The organism is Salinarimonas chemoclinalis (assembly GCF_041514305.1).
GTDB lineage: Bacteria > Pseudomonadota > Alphaproteobacteria > Rhizobiales > Beijerinckiaceae > Salinarimonas > Salinarimonas chemoclinalis.
On record NZ_JBGMWH010000002.1, the window covers coordinates 267,601 to 288,267 of the forward strand.

Annotated in this window: 18 protein-coding genes; 7 read left to right on the forward strand and 11 right to left on the reverse strand. The window is 72.3% G+C overall.

Annotation, left to right across the window (positions count from 1 at the left end; all coding sequences use genetic code 11):
- The first annotated feature begins 10 nt into the window (after nt 1–10).
- From pbpC to AB9M23_RS05080, 4 genes are all read left to right on the forward strand, one after another.
- Nucleotides 11–2,134 (forward strand): penicillin-binding protein 1C, encoded by a 2,124-nt coding sequence (gene pbpC, locus AB9M23_RS05065; protein ID WP_372423021.1) that lies wholly within the window; start codon nt 11–13, stop codon nt 2,132–2,134.
- Between the two features lie 216 nt (nt 2,135–2,350).
- Entirely contained in the window at nt 2,351–2,812 is a 462-nt protein-coding gene (gene rplM, locus AB9M23_RS05070; protein WP_372423022.1) for a 50S ribosomal protein L13, read from the forward strand.
- Nucleotides 2,813–2,814: 2 nt separating this feature from the next.
- On the forward strand, nt 2,815–3,294 hold the full coding sequence (rpsI, locus tag AB9M23_RS05075) for a 30S ribosomal protein S9 (RefSeq protein WP_372423023.1): 480 nt from the start codon (nt 2,815–2,817) through the stop codon (nt 3,292–3,294).
- Between the two features lie 320 nt (nt 3,295–3,614).
- Nucleotides 3,615–3,962 (forward strand): hypothetical protein, encoded by a 348-nt coding sequence (locus AB9M23_RS05080; RefSeq protein WP_372423024.1) that lies wholly within the window; start codon nt 3,615–3,617, stop codon nt 3,960–3,962.
- A 13-nt stretch (nt 3,963–3,975) separates the two neighbouring features.
- Here the strand turns inward: AB9M23_RS05080 and AB9M23_RS05085 are convergent, their stop codons facing one another.
- Genes AB9M23_RS05085 through AB9M23_RS05095 form a run of 3 tightly spaced genes read right to left on the reverse strand, consistent with a single transcriptional unit; the run spans nt 3,976 to nt 5,754 of the window.
- Entirely contained in the window at nt 3,976–4,242 is a 267-nt protein-coding gene (locus AB9M23_RS05085) for a Txe/YoeB family addiction module toxin (RefSeq protein WP_372423025.1), read from the reverse strand.
- On the reverse strand, nt 4,239–4,490 hold the full coding sequence (locus AB9M23_RS05090; protein WP_372423026.1) for a type II toxin-antitoxin system Phd/YefM family antitoxin: 252 nt from the start codon (nt 4,488–4,490) through the stop codon (nt 4,239–4,241). The genes AB9M23_RS05085 and AB9M23_RS05090 overlap by 4 nt, the downstream gene beginning before the upstream one ends.
- A gap of 49 nt (nt 4,491–4,539) precedes the next feature.
- Nucleotides 4,540–5,754: a YbfB/YjiJ family MFS transporter gene (locus AB9M23_RS05095; RefSeq protein WP_372423027.1), complete on the reverse strand. Its 1,215-nt coding sequence runs from the start codon at nt 5,752–5,754 to the stop codon at nt 4,540–4,542.
- Nucleotides 5,755–5,974: 220 nt separating this feature from the next.
- Here AB9M23_RS05095 and AB9M23_RS05100 point away from each other — a divergent pair, with 220 nt between their 5' ends.
- The 3 genes from AB9M23_RS05100 (at nt 5,975) to AB9M23_RS05110 (ending at nt 12,324) form a co-directional block, all read left to right on the forward strand.
- Complete coding sequence (locus AB9M23_RS05100; protein WP_372423028.1) at nt 5,975–7,747, forward strand: SLC13 family permease; 1,773 nt, start codon at nt 5,975–5,977, stop codon at nt 7,745–7,747.
- A 49-nt stretch (nt 7,748–7,796) separates the two neighbouring features.
- Entirely contained in the window at nt 7,797–9,488 is a 1,692-nt protein-coding gene (locus tag AB9M23_RS05105) for a GNAT family N-acetyltransferase (protein ID WP_372423030.1), read from the forward strand.
- Nucleotides 9,489–9,567: 79 nt separating this feature from the next.
- Entirely contained in the window at nt 9,568–12,324 is a 2,757-nt protein-coding gene (locus AB9M23_RS05110) for an HAD-IC family P-type ATPase (protein ID WP_372423031.1), read from the forward strand.
- 28 nt (nt 12,325–12,352) lie between these two features.
- On the opposite strand, the gene AB9M23_RS05115 is transcribed toward AB9M23_RS05110, so the two are convergent.
- The 8 genes from AB9M23_RS05115 to AB9M23_RS05150 form a co-directional block, all read right to left on the reverse strand.
- A complete protein-coding gene (locus AB9M23_RS05115; RefSeq protein WP_372423033.1) occupies nt 12,353–12,970 on the reverse strand; it encodes a helix-turn-helix domain-containing protein in 618 nt (205 codons plus the stop codon).
- Between the two features lie 140 nt (nt 12,971–13,110).
- Complete coding sequence (locus AB9M23_RS05120) at nt 13,111–13,509, reverse strand: hypothetical protein (RefSeq protein WP_372423035.1); 399 nt, start codon at nt 13,507–13,509, stop codon at nt 13,111–13,113.
- A gap of 4 nt (nt 13,510–13,513) precedes the next feature.
- Nucleotides 13,514–13,984 carry an META domain-containing protein gene (locus AB9M23_RS05125; protein WP_372423036.1) on the reverse strand — a complete coding sequence of 157 codons (471 nt, stop codon included), beginning with the start codon at nt 13,982–13,984 and terminating at the stop codon, nt 13,514–13,516.
- Nucleotides 13,985–14,385: 401 nt separating this feature from the next.
- Nucleotides 14,386–15,369, reverse strand: coding sequence for an ATP phosphoribosyltransferase (gene hisG / locus AB9M23_RS05130; RefSeq protein ID WP_372423038.1), 984 nt, complete (start codon nt 15,367–15,369; stop codon nt 14,386–14,388).
- Nucleotides 15,366–16,493 carry an ATP phosphoribosyltransferase regulatory subunit gene (locus tag AB9M23_RS05135; protein WP_372423040.1) on the reverse strand — a complete coding sequence of 376 codons (1,128 nt, stop codon included), beginning with the start codon at nt 16,491–16,493 and terminating at the stop codon, nt 15,366–15,368. The genes hisG and AB9M23_RS05135 overlap by 4 nt, the downstream gene beginning before the upstream one ends.
- Before the next feature lie 108 nt (nt 16,494–16,601).
- Nucleotides 16,602–18,755, reverse strand: coding sequence for a dipeptide ABC transporter ATP-binding protein (locus AB9M23_RS05140; protein ID WP_372423042.1), 2,154 nt, complete (start codon nt 18,753–18,755; stop codon nt 16,602–16,604).
- A 4-nt stretch (nt 18,756–18,759) separates the two neighbouring features.
- Nucleotides 18,760–19,701, reverse strand: a complete 942-nt coding sequence (locus AB9M23_RS05145) for an ABC transporter permease (RefSeq protein ID WP_372423044.1) — start codon at nt 19,699–19,701, stop codon at nt 18,760–18,762.
- Between the two features lie 13 nt (nt 19,702–19,714).
- Nucleotides 19,715–20,647, reverse strand: a complete 933-nt coding sequence (locus AB9M23_RS05150; RefSeq protein ID WP_372423046.1) for an ABC transporter permease — start codon at nt 20,645–20,647, stop codon at nt 19,715–19,717.
- Nucleotides 20,648–20,667: the final 20 nt, after the last annotated feature.

The following is a 20,667-nucleotide window of genomic DNA, read 5'->3' on the forward strand; positions in this document are numbered from 1 at the left end:
GAGCGGCGGCGTGCGCGGCCTCCTGCGCCGGCGCGGCGCGCGGCTCGTCGCGGGGGCGCTCGCCCTCGCGCTGGTCGCGACCGGCCTCGCCGGGGCGGCGGCCGTCGTCGGCTACCGCTACGTCGCCGCGTCGCTCGGGCCGCTCGACCTCGTGCCGGCGCAGGCGCGCTCCGTCCTCGTGCTCGATCGCGCCGGCGCGCTGCTGCGCCCCTACGCCACGCCGGAGGGGCGCTGGCGCCTCCCCGTCGGCGTCGCCGACGTCGACCCGACCTACCTCGCCATGCTCCTCGCCTACGAGGACGCGCGTTTTCGCATCCACGCCGGCGTCGACTGGCGCGCGCTCGCCCGCGCGGCCGGCCAGCTCCTCGCCGACGGGAGGATCGTCTCGGGCGGCTCGACGCTGACGATGCAGGTCGCCCGCCTCGTCGAGCCGCGGGCGGAGCGCAGTCTCGCCGCGAAGCTGCGCCAGATCGTGCGGGCGGGCGAGATCGAGGCGGCGATGGGCAAGGACGAGATCCTCGCCCTCTACCTCTCGCTCGCGCCCTACGGAGGCAACCTGGAGGGGGTGCGCGCCGCGAGCCTCGCCTATTTCGGGCGCGAGCCGAAGCGGCTCTCGCACGCCGAGGCGGCGCTGCTGGTCGCCCTGCCGCAGAGCCCGGAGACGCGCCGGCCGGACCGCTTCCCCGAGGTCGCCCGCGTCGCCCGCGAGCGCGTCCTCGATCGCGCGTTGGCGCGGGGCGTCATCACCGCCCGCGAGCGCGAGGCGGCGGCGCGCGAGCCCGTGCCGACCGCACGCATCGCGTTCCCGATGCTGGCGGCGCACGCCGCCGACGCCGCCCTCGCCGAGCGGCCCCACGCCGATGTCCACCGGCTCGCCATCGACGGCGCGCTCCAGGCGAGCCTCGAGCAGATGGTGGCGCGTCGCCTCGCGCGGCTCGGGCCGAACCTCTCGGCGGCGATCCTCGTCGTCGACAATGCGACGGGGGAGGTGCGCGCCCACGTCGGCTCCGTCGGCTATCTCGACCACGCCCGGCGCGGGGCGATCGACATGACGCGCGCGGTGCGCTCGCCGGGCTCGGCGCTCAAGCCCTTCATCTACGCGCTCGCCTTCGAGACCGGCCTCGCCCATCCGGAGACGATCCTCGAGGACCGGCCCGTACGCTACGGCGTCTACGCGCCGGAGAACTTCGACCTCGCCTACCAGGGCGCGGTGACCGCGCGCCGCGCGCTGCAGGAATCGCTCAACGTGCCGGCGGTGGCGCTGCTCTCCGAGCTCGGCCCGGCCCGCTTCGTCGCACGCCTGCGCCAGGCGGGCGCGCGGGTCGTGGTGCCGCGGGAGACCGCGCCGGGGCTCGCGGTCGGCCTCGGCGGGGTCGGCATCACGCTCGAGGACGTCACGCGCCTCTATTCGGGCCTCGCCCGCGGCGGCTCCGTCCCGACGCTCGGCACCCGCGCGGGCGCGCTACCGATCCCCGGGGCGATCGCGCCGTCGGTCGCGGACCCGGTCGCCGCCTGGTACGTCTTCGACGTGCTGCGGGGCGCGCCCGCGCCGGAGAGCGCGCTCGGCGGCCGGATCGCCTACAAGACGGGCACATCCTACGGCTTTCGCGACGCCTGGGCGATCGGGTTCGACCGGGGCCTGACGATCGCGGTCTGGGTCGGGCGGGCGGACGGCGGGGCGACGCCGGGCCTGACAGGCCGCAACGCGGCGGCGCCGCTCCTCTTCGACGCCTTCGCCCGCACCGGGCGCGAGCCGCAGCCGCTCGCGGTCCCGCCGCACGCGCTTCTCGTCGGCACGGCCGACCTGCCGCCGCCCCTGCGGCACATCCGCCGCGACCGGCCCAAGACCATCGCGGCGACGGCGGTGGCGCGCCTCGCCATCGCCTTCCCGCCCGACGGGGCGCGCGTCGATCTCGGCCTCGTCGACGCGGAGGGCGGTGCCCGCGAGCCGCGCCTCGCGCTCAAGGCGCAGGGGGGCGCGCTGCCGCTGACCTGGCTCGTCGACGGCGTGCCGGTCGGGGCGGCGAGCCTGCGGCGCGAGGCCGACTGGCGCCCCGACGGCGCGGGCTTCACCCGCATCACGGTGATCGACGCCGCCGGCGAGACGGACACGGTGTCGGTGCGGCTGGAGTGAGGACCGGCGGACGGTATTCTGGTACGCGACAATGTGGGACCATGGTAGGAGTACGCCGAATCGTTGCCTGCGAAGGCTTCCGGGCTCGCCTTTTCGTCCAATTGGGCTTGACCGGGCGCCCGTTCGCGCATAGACACCGCCCACCTGCCGCCGGGTCCGCCCGGCGGCTTCTCGTTTCGCACGGGGCCCACCGGCCCCCGACAGGGAACCAGCGCGATGAAGACCTTTTCGCTGAAGCCCGCCGACGTCGAGAAGAAGTGGGTCGTGATCGATGCGGACGGGCTCGTCGTGGGCCGGCTCGCGTCGATCGTGGCGATGCGCCTGCGCGGCAAGCACAAGCCCGCGTACACGCCCCACGTCGATTGCGGCGACAACGTCATCGTCATCAATGCCGACAAGGTGAAGTTCACCGGCCGCAAGCGCGAGCAGAAGGTGTACTACCACCACACCGGCCATCCGGGCGGCATCAAGGAGCGCACCGCGCGCTCGATCCTCGAGGGCCGCTTCCCGGAGCGCGTCGTCGAGAAGGCCGTGGAGCGCATGCTCCCGCGCGGCCCGCTCTTCCGCAAGATCATGGGCAACCTGCGCGTCTACCCCGGCACGGAGCATCCCCACGAGGCGCAGCAGCCCGAGCCGCTCGACGTCGCGGCGATGAACTCCAAGAACGTGAGGATCTGACGATGGCGACCCTCCAGTCCCTCTCCGATCTCGGCCAGGCGCAGACCGCGACGCCCGCCGAGGAGCGTCCGGTCCACGTCCAGAAGCTCGATGCCTACGGCCGCGCCTACGCCACCGGCAAGCGCAAGGACGCCATCGCCCGCGTCTGGATCCGCCCCGGCACCGGCAAGATCACCGTCAACGACCGCACGCTCGAGGTCTACTTCGCGCGCCCGGTGCTGCGGATGATCCTCAACCAGCCGCTCCAGATCACCGGCCGCGTCGACCAGTACGACATCACCGTCACGGTCGCCGGCGGCGGCCTCTCCGGCCAGGCCGGCGCGGTGCGCCACGGCCTGTCGAAGGCGCTCACCTACTACGAGCCCGAGCTGCGCGGCGTGCTCAAGAAGAACGGCTTCCTGACGCGCGACTCCCGCACGGTCGAGCGCAAGAAGTACGGCAAGGCCAAGGCCCGCCGCTCCTTCCAGTTCTCCAAGCGCTGATCTCGTCGCGCGCGTTTCGCGATCGGAGGGGCCCGCGTCCGCGCGGGCCCCTTTTTCGTGGCACGCGCCGATCCGTGGCATCGCACACGCGCCTCGGCGGCGGTCTCCTGCTCCACCCCACAGTCAATCGCGACGATTACCTACTATCTGATGTTTATCAAATGGCGTGAGCTGAAATTACGTCGACCGAGGGAGGTCCAGTCGGGGCCGTCGCCGAGCCCTCGTCTTCGGCCGGCCCTCCGCGGTCGGGCCGATCGACTCGCTCGTCGCCGGTCGCCCGTGCGGTGCGATCGCCATCAACGACGTAGGGATACGCGGACATGAGCAAGCAGGACGTGAGCAGCGCCGACGCGAACGACGCCGCGACGCTGACGCGGCGGTTCCGCGAGCTCCACACGCTCTCGGGCCGCCCCGCACCGATCCGCCCCGAGTGGGACGGCGGTGGGCTGGCGCTGCCCTCTCCCTACGTCGGCGAGGACATCGACCACGGGCTCGCCTCCGTACGCGCGATCCTGCGGCTCGTCGGCGCCGCGACGCCGTGCGCCGACGAGATCCTGCGCTGGCGCGCCGGCCTGGAGCCGGACGCGCCTCCGCCCGAGGCGCTCCCCGGCACGGCGCTGGTCGCCCCGTTCGACGGGATCGAGGCGTTGATGGCGGCGCTGGATTGACGCACATGCGAGATCAGTAGTGCAATCGGCACTGCGCGATTTCCAGCGCTTGGTCGGCGCCCTTGCCCGTTACCCGGTAGACGAGCCGATGCTCTCGCGTGATCCGCCGTGACCACCATCCTGCGAGACTGCTTTTCAGAGGCTCTGGCTTGCCTGTTCCCTTGAAGGGCGTACGCGCAGTCTCGCGAATGAGCGCGTTGATCTTGTCGAGCCCCTCCGGATTCTCGGATTGCCACCAGAGATAATCCTGCCAGGCGGCTTGGGACCATACGAGCTTCACCCGATCAGATCTCGCTCGAGACCCCGGCCGGCATCGAGCTCGGCGATCGCGTCGGCAAGCCGCCTCGCGTTCTCGGGGTGCTTCAGCAGGTGAACGGTCTCGAGCAGGCCGGCATAGTCCTCGGCCGGCAGGACGACGACGGACCCACCCCCGGGACGCGTGACGGTCAGGGGGGCGTGCGTCGTGCAGACCTCCTCCAGGAACTCGTCGAGGTCGTCCCGGAAATCGCCGAAAGTCACGCGCGTCATGGGCAGGCTCCCGTCCTGCGAAGAGATGTGCGCGGATCGTCGGCTACGGTCAAGGGCGGCCTCGGCAACAGTCGCCGCTCGCTCGCCCCCGCCCCAGCATCCGCACGGCCCCGATCGCCGCCACACCGCCGACGGCGAGCACCGCGGCGCCCGCCGCGAACAGCGGCAGGTGCGAGCCGCTCGCGGCGAACAGCGCCGAGAGCGCGTAGGCGCCCGCCGCCTGGGCGACGGCGAAGGCGATCGTCATCGTGCCGAACAGCCGCGCCTGGGCCGGGCCGCTCGCGAGCCTCGCGGTGAGGCCCGCGGCCAGCGCCACCATGCCCGGCGTCAGCGCGCCGACGACGAGCGCCGAGAGCCAGATCGCCGCGGCCGCGGTCGAGAGGAGGGGCAGCGCCACCGCGAGTGCCTTGACGAAGAGCGCGCCCACGAGCGCGCGCCCGGCGCCGATCCGCGTCGCGACGAGCCCGCACAGCGGCGCGCCGACGAGGGCGCCGATGCCGAAGGCCGTCCAGGCGAGCCCGCCCGCGGCCTCGCCCCGGCCGAGCCCGCGGGCGACGAAGTCCGAGAGGAAGAGCGTGTGCGGGATGAAGCCCGCGCCGTCGGTGGCGTAGGCGAGGACGAGAAGCGCGATGGCGACAGGGGCGCTCCGGGGCATCTCCCCGCCGACGGGCGCGCCGGCGCCGTCCGGCCAGCGCCGCCAGGCGATCGCCGTCAGGAGGAGCGCCATCCCGGCCAGCGCGAGCCAGGTGGCCACGAGCCCGAGCGTCGCGAGCGCCGGCAGCAAGGCGCCCGAGAGCACGACGCCGATCCCGACGCCCGCGAAGACGAGGCCCGACACCCGGCTCTTCGCCTCCGGCGGCGTGCGCGAGAGGATGGCGGAGGGTCCGAGCACCATGACGAGCCCGCCGGCGACGCCCGCGAGGAAGCGGAACGCGGAGAGCCAGAGCGCACCCAGAGGCGCCGCGCAGGCCGCCAGCGAGACGACGGCGAGCGCCAGCGCCGCGTTCAGGATCACGCCGCGCTCGCGACGTCCGGCGAGCGCCTGCGCGAGGAGCGCGCCGACGAGATAGCCCGCGAGGTTCGCCGCCCCGGCGAAGGCCGCCTGCGGCGCGCTCACCCAGCTGCGCTCGACGAGGAGCGGCAGCAGCGGCGTGTAGGCGAAGCGCGCGAATCCGATGCCCACGAGAACGGCGAGCAGGGCCGGCAGCCAGGGTGCGAGCCTGACGCCGACGGAGGCGTCGCGTGCTCCGGTCTCGTCCGCCATGCGTGCCTCCCGCCGGTCTTCGAAGGACAGGCGTAGGGCCCGCGCGGTGCGATCGCAAGGCGCGAGACGGCAAGGTCGGCATGCTCCGGGCGCGCCCCCGGGGGCTTGCCCGGCGTGCCGATGTGTGTTCGAACTTCGCTCGAAGCGCGGCGCTCGCGGACGAGGCGCCGCGCGGGAGGCCGTCGCCCTTGCCCGCAGCTCGGATCGGTGGGAACGGCCCATGACGGCGCCTCAGGTCATGATCCTGGCGATCATCGTGGTCGCGATGGGGCTCTTCCTGTGGGGCCGCTGGCGTCACGACCTCGTCGCCGTCGCGGCGCTGATCGCCTGCGTGCTCGCGGGGCTCGTGCCGGCCGAAGCGGCGTTCACGGGCTTCGGCCATCCGGCGGTGATCACGGTCGCCGCCGTGCTCGTCCTCAGCCACGGCCTCGCCGCGAGCGGCGCGATCGACCGCGTCGTGCGCCGCGTCCTGCACGAGGGCGCCGGCGCGTGGACGATCGTCCTCACCATGTGCGCGCTGACCGCGTTCATGTCCGCCTTCATGAACAATATCGGCGCGCTCGCGCTGATGATGCCCGCGGCGCTCGCGGCCGCCCGCCGGGCGGAGGTGGCGCCGGGGCAGATCCTGATGCCGCTCTCCTTCGCCTCGATCCTGGGCGGGATGACGACGCTGATCGGCACGCCGCCCAACCTCATCGTCGCCGGCTTCCGGGCCGGCGCGACGGGCACGCCCTTCGGCATGTTCGACTTCGCACCCGTCGGCGTGGCGGTCGCCGGCGCGGGCGTGCTCCTCGTCGTCCTCGGCTCGCGGTTCCTCGTGCCCAACCGGCCCCGTGGCGCGGGGCAGAACTTCGACATCGGCGCCTACCTCACCGAGGCGCGGGTGCCGGCGCGGGCGCGGGCGGTGGGCATGACGCTCAAGGAGGTCGAGGAGACGCTCGCGGCGGCGGAGGCGCAGGTGGTGGGCCTCGTGCGCGACAACGCCCGCATCCCCGCGCCGCAGAACTGGCGCAGCCTGCGCGAGGACGACATCCTCGTCATCGAGGCGGATTCGAAGAACCTGCCGCAGGCTCTGGCCAAGCTCGGGCTGACGCTCGAGGAGGACAAGCGCACCGGCGTGCGCGCGCTCGAGGCCGAGCACACGGTGATGGCGGAGGTGGTGGTTCGGCCCGGCTCGCCGCTCATCGGGCGCACGGCGCAGCACCTCAAGCTGCGATCGCGCCACGCAATCAATCTCCTCGCCATATCCCGCCAGGGTCGCCGCTCGATTTCGCGCCTGCGGCAGACGCGGCTCGCGCCCGGCGACGTGCTCCTCCTCCAGGGCACGCCCGAAACGCTCGCCGACTTCTCCGCCCATTTCGACTGCGTCCCGCTCGCGGAGCGCGCCCTGCGCTTTCCCGCCAAGCGCGACGCCTGGCTCGCCACGGGGATCATGGGCGCGGCCGTGGCGGCGACCGCGCTCGGAATCCTGCCGGTCGAGATCGCCTTCACGCTCGCCGCGCTCGCCTTCGTGCTCGGCTCGATCGTGCCCACCCGCGAACTCTACACGGCCGTCGAATGGCCGGTGATCGTGCTGCTCGGCGCGCTCATCCCCGTCGCCGGCGCGGTCGCCTCGACCGGTGCGGCGGACGCCGTCGCGCGCGGGATGATGGGCGTGATCGGGGAGGGCAGCCCCGTTCTCGTCCTCGTCGGGCTCATGGTGATGACGATGTGCCTCACCGATTTCATGAACAATGCGGCGACCGCGACCGTTATGTGCCCGATCGCGATCGGGATCGCGAAGGTGATGGGGGCGAGCCCCGACCCGTTCCTGATGGCGGTGGCGATCGGGTCGTCCTGCGCCTTCCTGACCCCGATCGGCCACCAGAACAACACCCTGATCCTGGGCCCCGGCGGGTTCCGCTTCGGCGACTACTGGCGCCTCGGCCTGCCCTTGGAGATCGTCGTCCTGTGCGTGGGAATCCCGATGATCCTCGTCGTCTGGCCGCTCTAGGATCGAACCGAGACCGCCGGCGCGCCCGGCGCAGACGCGAGAGGCTTTCGTGACCGAGACCGCCGGCGAGAAGACACTGACGAGCCCGCGCGAGACCGCGCTGGACGAGAGATCGGGACCGGGCGTCAAGCGCGCGGCCGCGAAGGCCTCGAACGCCCGCGCAGCGAGGGCGAAGGAGCGCGCGGAGACGAAGCCCAAGCTCTTCGTGCGCCCCGCGCTCCTGAAGGACGTGCGCGCGATCCAGGCCCTGTGCCGGCGCGCCTATCCGTCGATGGAGCCCTACGCCCAGGCGCAGCTGCGCGGCCAGATCCAGATGTTCCCAGAGGGGCAGTTCGTCGCGATCTACGAGGACGAGCTCGTCGGCTACGCGGCGACCTTCCTCATCGACGAGAAGACCGCGCTCGCGCCGCACGACTGGAAGACCATCACCGGCAACGGCTTCGCCTCGCGCCACGACGACGACGGCGACATCCTCTACGGCTTCGAGGTGATGGTCGATCCCAAGCACCGCGGCCTGCGCATCGGCCAGCGGCTCTACAACGAGCGCAAGCGCCTCGCCATCGACCTGAAGCTCAAGGGCATCGTCTTCGCCGGGCGCATGCCCGGCTACGACAAGGCGAAGCGGCGCAAGCAGGTGGCGAGCGCGGAGGAGTATCTCGAGGCCGTGGTCGAGCAGGGGCTGCGCGACCCCGTGATCTCGTTCCAGATGCGCAACGGCTTCGAGCCGCTGCGGGTCCTGCACGATTACCTGCCGATCGACCACGAGAGCCGCGGCAACGCCGTACACCTCGTCTGGTGGAACCCGGCGGTGGCGCCGGACCCGAACGCCCGCCACGCCAAGCAGCGCCGCCGGCCGCAATCGACGGTGCGCGTCGCCTGCATCCAGTACCAGCAGCGCAAGGTGGACTCTTTCCAGGAATTCGCCGACCAGGTGGAGTACTTCGTCGACGCGGTGGCGGACTACAAGTCGGACTTCTGCGTCTTTCCGGAGCTGTTCACGCTGCAGCTGCTTTCCATCGACAACGAGAACCTGCCGCCCGACAAGGCCATCGCGCAGCTGTCCAAGTACACCGAGCGGCTCAAGGAGATGCTCTCGCGCCTGGCGGTGCACTACAACATCAACATCATCGGCGGCTCGCACCCCACGCGGGACGAGGACGGCGATATCATCAACGTCTGCTACGTCTGCCTCCGCGACGGCTCGATCCACGCCCGCGCCAAGATCCACCCGACGCCCAACGAGCGCTACTGGTGGTCGATCGTGGGCGCGGACGAGGCCGACACGATCATGACCGATTGCGGGCCGATCGGCGTGATGATCTGCTACGACAGCGAGTTCCCCGAGCTCGCCCGGCACCTCGTCGACCAGGGCGCGCAGATCCTGTTCGTCCCGTTCTGCACCGACGAGCGCAAGTCCTACCTGCGCGTGCGCTACTGCTGCCAGGCGCGCGCGGTGGAGAACCAGGTCTACCTCGCGCTCGCCGGCAACGTCGGCAACCTGCCGAACGTCGAGAACATGGACATCCAGTACGCGCAGAGCTGCATCCTCACGCCCTGCGACTTCCCCTTCGACCGGGACGGCATCGCGGCCGACACCACGCCCAACTCGGAGATGGTCGCCATCGCGGACCTGAACCTCGACACCCTGCGCCAGGCCCGCGCCAACGGCACGGTCCAGAACCTGCGCGACCGCCGGTTCGATCTCTATTCCGTGCAGTGGCGCAAGGAGAAGTCCCGCTGAGGTGAGGCGTGCGCGCCGCTAGGCGAACGCGCGCGTCGTCCGCCGTTTCGCGGACCCCGTATCACGGAGTCGAACCACGATGCCCGCCGCCTTCGACGAAGCGCATTCCCTCCGCTCCCCGTCCGGAGAGGCGCCCGCCGATCCCTGGCACGCCCTTCGGCCGAAGGAGGCGCTCGAGCGGCTGGAGGTTCCGCCGCACGGCCTCTCCGACGAGGAGGCCGCGCGGCGGCTCGCGGCGCACGGTCCCAACCGCCTGCCGCAGCCCAAGACACGCGGGCCGCTCGAACGGCTGTTCGCGCAGATCAACTCGGTCCTGATCTACATCCTTCTCGTGGCTGCCGCCGTCACCGCGCTCCTCGGTCACTGGATCGACACCGCCGTGATCCTGGCGGTGGTCGTCGCCAATGTCGGCATCGGCTTCGTCCAGGAGGGGCGGGCCGAGGCGGCGCTGGAGGCGATCCGCGGCATGCTCGCGCCCAGGGCGGCGGCGTTGCGCGGCGGGCGGCGCGTGGGCCTTCCGGGAGAGGAGCTCGTGCCCGGCGACATCGTCCTCGTCGAGGCGGGCGACCGGGTGCCGGCGGACCTGCGCGTCGTCGAGGCGCGCAACCTGCGCATCGAGGAGGCGGCGCTCACCGGCGAGAGCGTCCCGGCGGAGAAGTCCGTCCACCCCGTCGACGCGCAGGCGCAGCTCGGCGACCGCGTCTCGATGGCCTATTCGGGGACCATGGTGACCGCGGGCTCGGGGCGCGGCGTCGTCGTCGCGACGGGCGGGAGGACCGAGATCGGCCGCATCTCGGGTCTCATCGCCGGGGTGCAGGAGCTCACGACGCCGCTGCTGCGCCAGATCGACGCCTTCGCGCGAATCCTGGCCGTGGTGATCGTCGGGGCCGCCGCGGCGGTGCTCGCCTTCGGCTGGTTCGTCCGGGGCTACCCGTTCGACGAGCTGTTCATCGCCGTCGTCGGCCTCGTCGTCGCGGCGATCCCGGAGGGGCTGCCGGCGCTGCTCACGATCACGCTCGCCATCGGCGTCCAGGGCATGGCGCGGCGCAAGGCGGTCGTGCGCCGGATGCCGGCGATCGAGACGCTGGGCGCCGTCGCGGTGATCTGCTCCGACAAGACCGGCACGCTCACCCGCAACGAGATGATGGCGGCCACAGTGGTGGCCGGCGGCGTCGCCTACGAGGTCTCCGGCGAGGGCTATGCGCCGGAAGGCCGCTTCACGCGGGACGGGAGCGATGTCGATCCCGCCGAGGAGCCGCTCCTCGCCGATCTCGCCCGCGCCGCGCTCCTGTGCAACGACGCCGCGCTGACGCGCACCGAGCACGGCTGGCGGGTCGAGGGCGATCCGATGGAGGGCGCGCTGGTCGCGCTCGCCGCCAAGGCGGGCTTCGACGCGCACGCGGAGCGCGCGGCCTGGACGCGCCTCGACGCCGTGCCCTTCGACGCCCAGCACCGCTTCATGGCGACGCTCGACCGGCCGGTCGAGGCAGGCGAAGGCGCGTACGTCTTCGTCAAGGGCGCGCCCGAGCGGCTGTTCACGATGTGCGAGACGGCGCGCGGCGCGGACGGGCGCGACGCGCCCCTCGACCGCGCGGCCTGGCACGACGAGGTGGAGCGCATCGCGGCGAAGGGGCAGCGGGTGCTCGCCTTCGCCGGTCGGCCCGCCGCCGGGGGCGAGGACATGCTCGATTTCGACGAGGTCGGCACGGGCCTCGTGCTGCTCGGCCTCGTCGGGATGATCGACCCGCCGCGGGAAGAGGCGATCGCCGCCGTCGCGGAATGCCACGCCGCCGGCATCGACGTGAAGATGATCACCGGCGACCACGCCGCCACCGCCTCCGCCATCGCCCGTGCACTGGGGCTCGACCGCCCCGACGACGTGCTCGGCGGCCGCGACCTCGACACGCTCGACGACGAGGCGCTGGCGGTGCGCGTGCGCGAGGTGGACGTCTTCGCCCGCACCAGCCCCGAGCACAAGATCCGCCTCGTTTCCGCGCTCCAGGCGCAGGGGCTGATCGTCGCCATGACCGGCGACGGGGTCAACGACGCGCCCGCCCTCAAGCGCGCCGACGTCGGGGTGGCGATGGGCCGCAAGGGCTCGGAGGCGGCCAAGGAGGCCGCCGACGTGGTGCTGCTCGACGACAACTTCGCCACGCTGGAAGCCGCGGTGAAGGCCGGGCGGACGGTCTACGACAACCTGCGCAAGGGCATCACCTTCCTGCTTCCGATCAACGGCGGCGAGTCGGCGAGCCTCGTCATCGCGCTGCTGGCCGGGCTCAGCCTGCCGATCATGGCCGTCCAGATCCTGTGGGTGAACATGGTCTCGTCGGTGGTTCTCGCCGTCAGTCTCGCGTTCGAGCCGCCGGAGCCCGACGTCATGCGCCGGCGCCCGCGCGACCCGGGCAAGCGCATCCTCGACGCGTTCCTCGTCTGGCGGGTGCTGTTCGTCTCGGGGTTGTTCACGGCGGGCATCTTCGGCGCCTACCGCTGGGGCCTCGCCCAGGGGCATGAGCCCGAGGTCGCGCGCACCATCGCGGTGAATGCGCTCGTGTCGATGGAGATCTTCTACCTCTTCGCCGTGCGCTATCTCGACAGCCCTTCGATGACCCTGAGGGGCGCGCTCGGCACGCCCGCGGTGCTGATCGTCGTCGGCGCCGTGACCACTCTCCAGCTCGCTTTCACGTACGCGCCGTTCATGAACGCGGTCTTCGTCTCGCGGCCGCTGGGGTGGACGGAGATGGCGGTGGCCCTCGGCATCGGCGTCGGGGTTCTCGTGATGTTGGAGGCGGAGAAGCTGGTTCGCCGCGGGGTCGTGACGCTTCGCGGGGGGGCCTGAGACGCGGCGCGGGAGCCCGTGCCGCGGCTCACTCCATCACGGCGGCCTTGAGGATGCACACCATCGTGGCGCGGCCGGGCTCGCCGGCGACGCAACGCACCGTGTGCGGGCGGTCGCAGCGGTAGCGCAGGGTCTCGCCGGCGCGGGCGCGCTGGACGACGCCCGCCACCTCCACCTCGAACTCGCCCTCCAGCACCGAGAGGTGCTCGACGGAGCCGCGCTGATGCGCATCCGAGTCGAGCACGCCGCCGGGATCGGAGGCGATGTCGTACCATTGCAGCCATTCGACGGTCTTGATCCAGCCGATGATGGCGAGCCGCATCTTGCCGTCGTCCGAGACGAGGATCGGCGTGTCGGGCCGCGAGGACTTCTGGATGAAGGGCTCGTCGTCGACCGTGGCGAGCACGCGCTCGATCGAGACGTCGAGCGCCTGCGACAGCCGCCAGATCGTGGCGAGCGTCGGGTTCGTCTCGTTGCGCTCGATCTGGCTGATGATCGACTTCGCGACGCCGGACTGCTCCGCCAGCTCCGACAGCGACAGATTGTAGGCCTTGCGCAGACGCTGGACCGTCTTGCCGAGCTGGCCCGACAGGATCTGGGCTCCCGCCTCCAGCTCCCGCGTGCGCTCCTTGCCCTCGACGCCCATCAGGTTCTTCCCGCTCGACGGGGCGTTCCTTTGACCGGACGCCCGTTTGTCACTTCAAACGCACCATGCCGAACGGCGCAATCCGACGCAAGGGATTCGGACCGGATTCGCACGTCCCGGGCGTGGACCGGGCCCCCCGCTCAGCCGGCCTCGAGGCCGAACCGCTCGACCACCGCCGGCTGGATCGCGCCCGCCGTCATCGTCAGCAGCACGAGGCGCGCGTCGAGGCTCTCCTCGTCCTCCAGCGCCCTCTCGATGCGCGCCTCGACCCGTGCGAGCGCCGCTTCGCCGTTGGCATGGACGAAGATGTCGGGGCCGACGAGGCAATAGGCCAGGATCTCCGCGGCGGGCGCGTACGCCAGAGGCGGGGGCTCGGCCCCGTCGACCTCGTCCTTCATCAGCGAGACGGCGGCGAGCTTGATCGGCTCGCGCACGATCGCCGGGTGGACGTCGCAGCGGCGCAGCGCCTCGTCGAGGCGCCGCAGGTCCTCCGAGCGGCCGAAGCGGCCGAACAGGCCGATGGACGAGCCGCGCTTCACCGGCTCAGAGCGCGCGCTCGAGCACGAGCTCGCCGCGCGGCCCCTTGATCGTCAGGCGCGGCCCCTCGGTGTCCCAGGTCTGCGCGGCGCGTAGCGCCTCGAGGAAGGTGCGCTCCTTCTGCATCGTGGCGTTGTCGCACTGCCGCCGCGTGAGCGCGAAGGGGCCCACCGCGAAACCCTGTTCGCGCAGCGGGTAGGCGGTGGCCGAATAATTGTTGCAGCCCGAGAAGCCGCGCAGGCGGAAGGTCTCGTCGAGCGTCATCGCCGGGCGCTCGCCATCGAAGGCACGCCCGTCGAGGGTCGCGGCCTCGAAGGTGACGCCCGTCGGGAACTGCTTGGGCATCATCGGCGGCGGAACCGCCGGCGCCTGCTGCTCGGACGGGTCGGGCATGCCGAATCCCCCCTGTGCCGACGCCTGCGGTGCGCCGGCGAGGGCTGCGAGGAGCGCGAGGGCCGCGACGCGCGACGCTGTCATGGGTGGAGAACTCCGGTCTCGACGGGATGCGCGGGACCATAGAGAGACGGACCGGGTCGCGCAAGAAAATGCGCGGGGCGCGTGATCCGCCGCCGCGGGAGACGCGTAGGCGTCAGTGAAGTTCGGTCATGAGCTTCCTTCCCGCGGCGCTCCCCTTCCCGCGCGCGCCGCACACTCCCAGCCGCCCCTCACGGGGCGGCTTTTTTTCAGGCGCGGGCCTCGGCTTCCGGGCTCGTCGATTCACACATCTCCTGCGCCCGTCCCGGCCGCGGACGACCCCTGTCCTTCCCCTACAGGAAGGAGGACGCCACGACCACGCCACGACCACGCCACGACCACGCCACGACCACGCATCGCCGGGCCGGTGCTTCGCCGCGACGTGCCGCAGACGTGTGCATCGACTAGGCTTCCGGGGGCGGGCCGATCCGGGCCTCCAGCCGGGCGAGGAGCGGGTTCTCCGCGCGGAAGACGTAGTCGAGGCTGCGCACGGTCACGTCCGCCGCGCCGACCCGCGCCAGCGCGTCGACGAGCGCGAACACGTTCTCCTTCGGGCAATGCAGCACCAGCTCGGGTGCGGTGGGGCCGTAGGGCGCGCGGGCGCCGTGGCGCTCGCCCTGCGCGATCGCGGCCTCGGCCTCGTCGGAGGCGATGCGCGCGCGGATCTCGCGGGTGGTGCGCGCCGCCTCCTCCGCGGCGATCCGTCCCAGGATGGCGCGCGCGGCGCTCCGCGCCTCGTCGGTCCAGGGCGCGTGCAGCGAGGCGACGAGGTTCGCCTCCGAGCGCAGCATCACGCCGTCGTCGAGCACCTTGAGCGCGTTGGCGGCGAGGGTGGCGCCGGTCGTGGTGATGTCGACGATGATCTCCGCGGCACCGGATGCCGGAGCGCCCTCGGTGGCGCCGAGCGACTCGACGATGCGGTAGTCGGCCACGCCGTGACCGGCGAAGAACCGCCGGGTCAGGTTCACGTACTTGGTCGCGACCCGCATCTTGCGGCCGTGGCGCACGCGCAGATCGACCGCGACCTCGTCGAGGTCGCTCATCGTGCGCACGTCGATCCAGGCCTGCGGCACGGCGACGACGACGTTGGCCTGTCCGAAGCCGAGCGGCGTGAGGAGCGCCACCGCCGCGTCGGCGTCCGGCATCTGCTCGCGCACGAGGTCCTCGCCGGTGACGCCGAGATGCGCCTGGCCCGTGGCGAGCTGGGTCGTGATCTCGCTCGCCGAGAGGAACTTGACGAGGACACCCGGCAGGCCGGCGATGAGGCCGTGATAGTCCCGCGCGCCGCGGCCCTGCTGAAAGCCGAGGCCCGCGCGGGCGAAGAAGGCGCTCGCGTTCTCCTGGAGCCGACCCTTCGAGGGCACGGCGATGACGAGGGGGGCGCTCATGCCGTCTCTCCGCCGTTCGCGTTCGCCAGCGACGCCGCGATCCGATCGATCCAGAAGGAGCAGCCGACGGCGGGCACGGGCTCGGGCGCGCCGAGCCGCGTCAGCAGCCGGTCGTAGCGCCCGCCGCCGACGAGCGGCCGGCCCTCGGCGTCGTCGCGCGCCGTCGCCTCGAAGATGAAGCCGGTATAATAGTCGAGGTTGCGGGCGAAATCGGCGTGGAAGGCCAGCGCGCCGACGTCGACGCCTCGCGCCGCCATGAAGCCGGTGCGCTCCTCGAACAGGCCGATCGCCGGCTCGACGGCGAGGCCCGTCTCCGCCGCCAGCGCGCGCACCCGCGCCGCCGCCGCGTCGGGATCGCCGCGGATGGCGAGATAGGCGCTCAGCACCTCGCGGGCGCGGGCGTCGAGGCCGTTGCCGCGGCGGCCGGCGCGGGCGAGGAAGCGCTCGGCGATCTCGCCGGCGCTGCGCCCGCCCACCGTGCTGATGCCGGCGATGGCCAGCACGTCCTCGACGAAGGCGTGGGCCGCCTGCGGGTCCTGGCCCTCGAGCGCGGCGAGCAGCCCCGCGTGCTCGACGAGGTCCGGCTCGGGCGCTGCGTCGAGGATGGTCGCGGCGCGGCCCGAGACGATGGCGCGGATGAGGCGGCTCTTGGCCGCGGGCGCGACGCCGAGCGCGTCGACGATCGCCTCGAGGAGGCCGACGTCGCCGAGCCTGACGTCGTGGGCCACGCCGAGCGCCTCGAGCGCCTCGAGCGCCAGCGCGAGCGCTTCGGCGTCGGCGGCGGCGACGTCCCCGCGGCCGATCGATTCGATGCCGGCCTGGCGGAACTCGCCCGTCTCGCCGGCGCGCAGGCGGAAGACGGGGCCGGCGTAGCAATGGGCCGCGGCCGCGGTGCCGTGGGTGGAGAGATGCGCGCGGCAGACCGGGATCGTGTAGTCCGGCCGCAGGCACAGCTCGGCGCCGCTCGCGTCGCTCGTCACGAACAGACGCCGGCGGATGTCCTCGCCCGAGAGGTCGAGGAAGACCTCCGCCGGCTGCAGCACCGGCGGCTCGAGCGGCACGTAGCCCTCGCGGTCGAAGAGGCCGAGGAGGATCTCCTCGGCGCGCGTCTCGTATGCGTTCATGGTCCCGCTCCCGCCGCGACGTCTAGCAGGGCCGGCGCCGCTGGGGAACGGGCTTCTCCGCGCAGGGTGAACGGTCTCGGCGCCGGGCCGTCGGCGCCCGCGCGTGCCTCACGCCGCGCTCGCGGGCGCCGGCGCCTCGCGGAAGACGGGCCTCACCGCCTCGAGATCCGCGAGCGGGATGTGGCAGGCGATGCGGTGGCCGTCCGCGCGCACGTGATCGGGCGGGCGGGTCTCGTCGCAGATCGGCCCGAGCTTGCGCGGGCAGCGCGTCGCGAACGGGCAGCCGGCGGGCGGGTCGAGCGGGCTCGGCAGCGCGCCCTCCAGCACGATCTTCGTCTTCTCGATCGACGGGTCGGCAACCGGCACGGCCGAGAGCAGCGCCTCGGTGTAGGGGTGGTAGGGCGGCTCGAACACGTCAGCGGTGCGGCCCTGCTCCATGATCCGGCCGAGGTACATCACCACCACCCGGTCGGCGAGGTAGCGCACCAGCGAGAGGTCGTGGCTGATGAAAAGGAGCGTCGTGTCGTTGTCGCGCTGGATGTCCATCAGGAGCTGGGTCACCGCCGCCTGGACCGACACGTCGAGCGCCGAGACCGGCTCGTCCGCGACGACGACGGAGGGGTTGCCGGCGAACGCGCGGGCGATGCCGATGCGCTGCTTCTGCCCGCCGGAGAGCTGGCGCGGCATGCGCCCGGCGAAGTCGCGCGGAAGCTTTACGAGATCGAGCAGCTCGTAGACGCGCGCCCAGATCCTCGCGCCGTCGCGCTCGACGCCGAACTTGCGGATGACGCGGGCGATCTGCCCGCCGACGGTCTGGCTCGGGTTGAGCGTGTCGTTGGGGTTCTGGAAGATCATCTGCAGGTTGGCGACCTGCTCCTTCGGCCGCCCGGTGACCGGCGCCTCGGCGATGTCGTCGCCCTCGAAGCGGATGGCGCCGTCGGTGGCCGTCTCGAGGCCCATCAGCACCTTGGCGAAGGTGGACTTGCCGCAGCCCGATTCGCCCACGATCGCCACCGTCTGCCCGCGCCGCGCCTCGAAGGAGAGCGCCTCGTTGGCCTTCACCCAGCGCACCGAGCGGCCCTGGAGCATGGCCAGGATCGAGCGGTCGAAGACGGGGTAGTGCTTCTGCATCTCCTCGATCTCGAGCACGACGTCGCCGGTCTGTGCGCCCGTCTGCGCCACCCGCGCCGCGCGCCGGCGCGCCGGCGGGTCGATCGCGTCGAGCCTGAGGCACCGGGCGCGGTGGGAGGATCCGGCGGCGTCGTCGCGATCGCCCGCGTCGCGCATCGGCACGGGGCCGGCGTCGCACAGCCCTGCGTGGAAGAGGTCGCAGCGCGGGCCGAAATTGCAGCCGCGCGGGCGCTCGTGCGGCAGCGGCAGCTGGCCGCGGATGGCGCTGAGGGGGCGGGCGTGCTTGTCCGCCGCCGGCACCGGGATGCAGCCGAACAGCCCGCGCGTGTAGGGATGGCGCATGGCGGTGAAGACGTCCTCCACCGCGCCTTCCTCCACCACCTCGCCGGAATACATCACCGCGACCCGGTCGCAGACCTCGCGCACGAGGCCGAGATTGTGGCTGATGAACAGGATCGCGGTGCCGAACTTGCGCTTGATCTCGCCGATCAGCTCGACGATCCCGGCCTCGACGGTGACGTCGAGCGCCGTCGTCGGCTCGTCGAGGAGGAGGAGCGACGGGTTGGCGAGGAGCGCCATGGCGATCACGACGCGCTGCTGCTGCCCGCCCGAGAGCTGGTGCGGGTAGGCCGCGAGGATGCGCTCGGGGTCGGGCAGGCGCACGTCCGCCAGGATCTCCGCCGCCTTCGCCAGCGCCTCGGCCTCGGAGAGGCCGTGATGCACGGCCGGGACCTCCGAGAGCTGCCGGCCCACGGTGAGCGAGGGATTGAGCGCCGCGAAGGGCTCCTGGTAGACCATCGCGATCTCGTTGCCGCGCAGCCGCCGCAGCTCGTCGGGGGACATCGCGAGCATGTCGCGCCCCTTGAAGCGCATCGCGCCCGCCGCGATCCGGCCGTTCCGCCCCATGTAGCGCATGACGGCGTTGGCGACGGTGGACTTGCCGCAGCCGCTCTCGCCGACGAGCGCGACCGACTCGCCGGCGCGGATCGTGAGGTCGAAGTCGACCACCGCCGGGATCTCGCCCGCGCGGGTGACGTAGGAGACCGCGAGCCCCGCGACCTCGAGCACCGGCTCGGCGTCGGGAACGGCGCGGACGCCCGGCGGGGCCTCGTGCGTGGCGTGATCCTGCATCGCCTCAATCCTTCAGGGAGATCTCGCGGATGCCGTCGGCGAGGAGGTTGAAGCCGAGCACCAGCGACGAGATCGCGATCACGGGGAAGATCGTCATGTGCGGCGCGAAGGTCGCCATCGAACGGGTCTGGTTGACCATGCCGCCCCAGTCCGGGTCCGGCGGCGGCAGGCCGAGCCCGAGGAAGCCGAGGACGCCGATGGTGATGATCGTGTAGCCGAGCCGCAGGCAGGCATCGACGATGAGCGGGCCGCGGGCGTTGGGCAGGATCTCGACGAACATGATCCAGGCCGTGCTCTCGCCCCGCGTCTGCGCAGCGGCGACGTAGTCCCGGTTCCTGAGGTCGAGCACGAGCCCGCGCACGATCCGCATGATCCCCGGCGCGCTCGCGAAGGTGACGGCGAGCACGATGTTGATGCCCGAGGCGCCGAACGTCGAGATGATGACGACGTAGAGCACCAGGATCGGGAAGGAGAGGATGATGTCCGACAGACGCGAGAGCACGTCGTCCACCCAGCCGCGCTTGTAGCCGGCCAAGAGCCCCATCACGATCCCCACCGCGAAGGCGCAGCCCGTGGCCACGGGGGCGTAGAACAGCACCGTGCGCGAGCCCCAGATCACCCGGCTGAGGATGTCGCGCCCGAGATGATCCGCCCCGAGCAGGAAGGTGCCGCCCTCCGGGTGCGGCGCGCCGGGCGGCGCGAAGGGCACGAACTGCGCGTTCGGGTCGAACGGCGCGAGCCAGGGGGCCAGCAGCGCGACGACGACCCAGAAGCCCACGAGGCCCGCGCCGATCATCGCCACCGTGCTCTCGCGCAGGAGCGCGAGCCCGCCGCCGATCGGCCGCAGCGGCCCGCGCAGCCGCGCGCGCAGGCCGCGCGGCGCCGCGGCCTCGGGGATCGGCGGCCGGGGCGCGACGTCGGGGCGCACGGCGGAGGTGTCGCTCATCGTGCGGGCCTCCTCACGCGAAGCGGATGCGTGGGTTGAGATAGGTGTAGCCGATGTCCGCGATCGTCTGCGTGGCGACGGCGACGAACACGGCGACCATGGCGCAGGCCTGGATCAGGTAGATGTCCTGGTTGAGCGACGCCTCCAGGAGAAGTGCGCCGAAGCCCTTGTAGGCGAAGAAGAATTCCACCACGATCACGCCCGAGAGCAGCCAGTTGATCTGCAGCATGATCACGGTGAACGGTGCGATCAGCGCATTGCGCAGCGCGTGGCGCAGGATCACCTGGCGGTAGGGCAGGCCCTTGAGGATCGCGGTGCGGATGTAGGGTGTCTGCATCACCTCGGCCATCGATGCGCGGGTCATCCGCGCGATGTAGCCGAAGCCGTAGAGCACGAGCACCGTGACCGGCAGGACGAGCTCGCGCCAGGCGAAGCCGTCGTTCATGGAGCTGGTGCCCGGCAGCCAGCCGAGCCAGAACACGAAGAGGAACGTGACGAGCACCGCGGAGGCGAACTCGGGGATCGAGGTGGTGACGATCGATCCGACCGAGATCGATCGGTCGAGCCGCGATCCCTCCCGCATGCCGGCGAGGACGCCGAGCACGAGCGCGAGCGGGATCATCACGCCGAAGGTGACCGCGCCCAGGATCGCCGTGTTGGCGAGCCGCGGCCACAGTACCTCCGAGACGGGCACCCGGAAGCGGATCGACTGGCCGAAATCCCCGCGCAGGATGTCGCCGAGCCATTCGGCGTAGCGCACGTGCAGCGGCCGATCGTAGCCGTTGGCGGTGAGCCACAGCGCGCGCTGCTCCTGCGTGGTGTAGGGCCCGAGCACCTTCACGGCGACGGCGTCGCCGTTCACCTCGAGCAGGAGGAAGAGGAGGATCGAGACCGCCAGCATGGTCAGCGCCATGAAGGCCAGCCGCTTGCCGAGGAAGACCAGCATGGCGCGAATGCCCGCGTCGG